At 69.4% G+C, this 4,164-nt stretch carries 5 protein-coding genes; 2 read left to right on the top strand and 3 right to left on the bottom strand.

Going from position 1 to position 4,164, the window contains the following annotated elements; genetic code table 11:
• Positions 1-253: 253 nt before the first annotated feature.
• Entirely contained in the window at positions 254-1,417 is a 1,164-nt protein-coding gene (locus ACWD0F_RS51715) for an epoxide hydrolase family protein (RefSeq protein ID WP_449890465.1), read from the bottom strand.
• A gap of 229 nt (positions 1,418-1,646) precedes the next feature.
• A complete protein-coding gene (locus ACWD0F_RS51710) occupies positions 1,647-2,156 on the bottom strand; it encodes a MarR family winged helix-turn-helix transcriptional regulator (protein ID WP_449890463.1) in 510 nt (169 codons plus the stop codon).
• 118 nt (positions 2,157-2,274) lie between these two features.
• On the opposite strand from ACWD0F_RS51710, the gene ACWD0F_RS51705 reads away from it, so the two are divergent.
• Positions 2,275-2,766, top strand: a complete 492-nt coding sequence (locus tag ACWD0F_RS51705; RefSeq protein WP_449890461.1) for a hypothetical protein — start codon at positions 2,275-2,277, stop codon at positions 2,764-2,766.
• Between the two features lie 150 nt (positions 2,767-2,916).
• Here the strand turns inward: ACWD0F_RS51705 and ACWD0F_RS51700 are convergent, their stop codons facing one another.
• Positions 2,917-3,561 carry a dihydrofolate reductase family protein gene (locus ACWD0F_RS51700; RefSeq protein ID WP_449890459.1) on the bottom strand — a complete coding sequence of 215 codons (645 nt, stop codon included), beginning with the start codon at positions 3,559-3,561 and terminating at the stop codon, positions 2,917-2,919.
• A 167-nt stretch (positions 3,562-3,728) separates the two neighbouring features.
• On the opposite strand from ACWD0F_RS51700, the gene ACWD0F_RS51695 reads away from it, so the two are divergent.
• Positions 3,729-4,097: a YciI family protein gene (locus ACWD0F_RS51695; protein WP_449890457.1), complete on the top strand. Its 369-nt coding sequence runs from the start codon at positions 3,729-3,731 to the stop codon at positions 4,095-4,097.
• Positions 4,098-4,164 lie beyond the last annotated feature (67 nt).

Below are 4,164 nucleotides of genomic sequence, written 5' to 3'. Positions count from 1 at the left end.
GGCCCGCGGCGGGGGGGGGGGGGGGGCCCGGCGCCTGCGGGGGGCCCCGGGGGGCCGGCGGGGGGCCCGGCCCCGGCGGGGGGGGCGGGGCGCCCCCCCCCGCCGCACAGACCCCGCTCGGGCATAGGCAGCGGCTTGCCGAGCTCGGGCCACCACCGCCACCACCGCCACCACCGCGCCAGGAGCCGACCTGGCAGCACATCGTCTGGCCTCGGCGTCTCCGGCATACCGGCCCAACTGACTACTGGCGGAATCAGGCCCGGTAGGGGCGGAAGAAGGCGCGCAGTTCTTCCGCGTAGAACTCGGGCTCTTCGAGCGGCGCGAAGTGCCCGCCGCGCGGGGCCTCCGTGAACCGCACGAGGTTGGTGGTGCGCTCCAGCCACGTCCGCGGTGCCCGGCTGATGTTGCCGGGGAACAGGGTGAAGCCGGAGGGGACCTCGATCCGGCGGGCTTGCTGCGCGGCCGGGATCTCACCGTTCGCGCGATACATCCGCATTGACGAGCCGATGGTCTCGGTGAGCCAGTAGATCGTGACGTTGGTGAGGACCTCGTCCATCGTGAAGGACCGCAAGATGTCGCCGCCGCTGTCGCTCCACCCCCGCATCTTCTCGACGATCCACGCGGCGAGCCCTGCCGGGGAGTCGGTGAGCCCGACTGCCGCGGTCTGCGGCTTGGTGCGGTGCATCGCCAGGTAGGCGCCCTCGGCCGCGCCCCAGGCCGTCATGTCCGCCATCCAGGCGCGCTCCTCGGGCGTCAGGTCGGCGGGGTCCCCCGAGTAGACCGGCACCCCCGCGTCCATGCGGTGGACGGCCGTGACCCGTTCGGGGTAATTCAGCGCGAGGAAGTTGCTCACGCCGCTGCCGATGTCCCCGCCGACGGCGCCGAACCGCTGGTAGCCGAGGCCGTCCAGCAGCCGGGCCCACAGACCCGCGACGGCGATCGAGTCGAGCGGCGGGCCGGTAGGGCGGTCGGAGTATCCGTAGCCGGGCATGTCGGGCACGACCACGTCGAACGCGTCGGCGGGGTCGCCGCCGTGCGCCCCGGGGTCGGTCAGCAGCGGAATGATCTTCGTGTAGCGCCAGAACGAGTCCGGCCAGCCGTGGCAGAGCACCAGCGGCAGCACCGGCCCGGTCGGGTTGACGGCCCGGGCGTGCACGTAGTGAATGCCGAGCCCGTCGAGCCGGGCGCGGAAGCGCGGGAACTCGGACAGCGCCTTCTCCTGGGCCGCCCAGTCGAAGCCGTCGGCCCAGTAGGCGACCAGGTCGCGGAGGTAGGCGAGGTCCGTGCCGAGTGACCAGCCGACGTCCTCGGGTGCGTCTGGCCAGCGCGTGGCCCGCAGCCGGGCGCGCAGATCCGCGAGCGCCTCGGGGGAGGTCTGGACGGTGAACGGCTCAGGAAGGAACGCGGATTCCGGCATAACTACCTCACTACCTCTGTCGTTCAGCACCGCGTGAGGCTGTACCACCAGCCCCGATCGCGGGCTTGTCGCTCGTGGGCGACCAGGGTCAGCACACTCACCAGGTCAGAGTCACTTTCGGGCATGGGCCAAGCACACCTTCCGTTGATCGGACCGGTTGCGCCGTCTGTGAGCTTATATTGGTTAGTATATACCAAGACGAATATGAGCCTGATCGTGACGCGATATGTCATCGAAGGGTGTGACCACCTCCATGCCCGCTGAGGTCATCGGAGGCCGCCCTGCCGGTGTCCGACCTGGTTGACGCCGGAAGGGCGGCCTCCGCGATCGACGACAGCGAGGTCCGCAGTGCCCGAAGAGTCTGATCGGTGAGGCCGGCGAGCAGGCGGGACATCACGTCCTCAACAAGGGCGTTGCAGCGTCGCACGAGTTCGTCGCCGTCCGGCGTGATCCTGTGCAGAATTGCCTTACCCGTGCCGGGCCTGCGTTCGAGCAACCCTCGCTGTTCGAGGCGGGCGACCACCGCGCCCGCGGACTGATCGGACTGCCCGATGCACAGTGCCAGCGCGTGGGTCGAGGAGTCGGGCTCGATCGCGACGGCGTACAACATGCCCCACTGCGGCAACGTCAGTCCCACCTGAGCGAGCGCGGCTTCGCAGGCCAGTTGCTTGCGCAACTGCGCCCGCCGCAGCAGCATCGCGATATCGACCCCACTGGGCAGGTTGTGATCAGTTGTCATCCTCACAGTATATACCAACAAGTATATACGGATCCGGAGAAGCTCATCCGATCAGAGCAGCGGGGTTCACCGACCTGTGAGAACCTTGCCAACGCCCTATTCCGTTAGTCTGCCGGGCGTGCGGCGATCGATGATCCCACGGACGGTATGGCTCGCGTTGTCGACTGCCGTCGCTGCCGCGATGGCAGCGGTGATGGTGCTGCGTTCTCGTCGGCGCGCCGCCACCGAACAGCAGCCGGCGCAGCAGCAGGATGAGGGCGAGCCGGCGGCCGGCACCCCGTCCGCTCCCCCGGCGAGCGCTCCCGATCCTGGAGCGCTTCGACCTGTCCCGATCCTCGGCAATCCCACCGAAAACGATCTGAAGCGCTACGCCACCAGACCTTCCTTCCTGGACCGTCCCGCGACCAGGGTCCGCCCGCCACGTGAGCCGTTGAGCGTGGCAGGTCGCCGTCGTCTGACCCGCTGGGGTGCGGCCGGCTGCGCACTCGTCCTGCTGGCCTGCGGCGCTCAAGCGCTCGAGTCCGTGGTGTTCTCCAGCGAGCCGGCGACGGAGACTCCCGGCCCGAGCACGCCGCCCCTCCCCGGATTCGAGAGCCTGACGCGAAGGTGACCCGGCCGGTCAGTCGGCAAGGGCGGCGGATCGAGTCATGGCTGAAGGCGCATGCCCCGCGCTCTGTTCAGCTTGCCGCTGTCGAGTGGCGGCGACAGGCAGGGTACGCGCTCATCACGGCTGGTGCGTGCGATCCCGCGGGGTCAGCGGTCATCGTCTCCAGAACAACAGGTGAGTGACTCCGCTGGGGCTCGGCACCGTCTCAAGGTGGAAGCGGTCGAGCAGGTCGGTGTGACTCTCCCACAGGCGTTCGCCTCGACCGAGGTCGACGGGTGCGACGGCGATGTGCATCGTGTCGACCAGGTCGGCCTCGATGAACTCGCGTACGGTGGCGACTCCGCCGCCGAGGCGCACGTCCCGGCCGTCGGCGGCCTGCGCAGCGCGTGCCAGCGCCTCGGCCGGTGTCGCGTCGAGGAAATGGAAGGTGGTGTCGGCCAGGGTGAAGGACGGGCGTTCGTGGTGGGTGAGCACGAAGACCGGTGTGCGGAACGGCGGGGTCTCTCCCCACCATCCCTGCCACTCGTGGTTCTCCCAGGGACCACGCTGCGGGCCGAACTTGTTACGTCCCATGATCTCCGCCCCGATGTTGCGGGTGTGATCTCGGGTCAGGTAGTCGTCCAGGCCGCGAGTGCCACCGGGGTCGGTACGATTCACCCAGCTTGCGGTGGCACCCGCCCAGGACCAGAGAGAAGCGGGGTCGGCGTGGCCGAAGGGCCGCTCCAAGCTCTGCCCCTCACCGGCACCGAACCCGTCCCGCGACACGTTGAAACACTGCACTCTCAACTGCTGCGACATGCATCCTCCTACAGAGCAACGCCTTACGGAACGCCTAGGCCAGGCACCCCTTCGGGGAGGTAGTCGGAACAGTTACGACATTCTTGCGGTCCGGTACGGCAAGAATCCGGCACCGGCGTCGACTCCAAGGTGAACGGCGCTGCCGCCCGACCACTGAAGGAGACGAGATGAAGTTCTTGCTGATCATGCACAACAACCCGCGGATCTGGGATGCGCTGACCGAGGAGGAGCGCAACGAGGTGATGAGCGGCCACGGCCCGTTCATGGAGGCCATCAAGCGGTCCGGGGAGCTGATCGGCACCACCGCGCTGGCCGACCCGTCGCAGAGCGCCGTGGTCAGGGTCCGAGGCGGCGTCCCGGCGGTGACGGACGGCCCCTACCTTGAGGCCAAGGAATACCTCGGCGGCTACTACATGGTGGAGTGCGACAGCCGGGAGCGCGCCCTGGAGCTGGCCGCGCTCATTCCGGACGCCGGCATCGAGGGCCTCGGCATCGAGGTGCGGCCGGTGATCTTCGCGGGCACGGCGGACGGCTGAGCACACGCGCCGCACGTCCAGGCGCCGCGGGCGGCGGGCACCGCCTGCCCGCCGCCCGCGCCTGTGC

This window comes from Nonomuraea sp. NPDC002799, from assembly GCF_053592075.1.
Note: the sequence above shows the minus strand (reverse complement) of the source record. Positions and strands in the feature narration are given on the sequence as shown.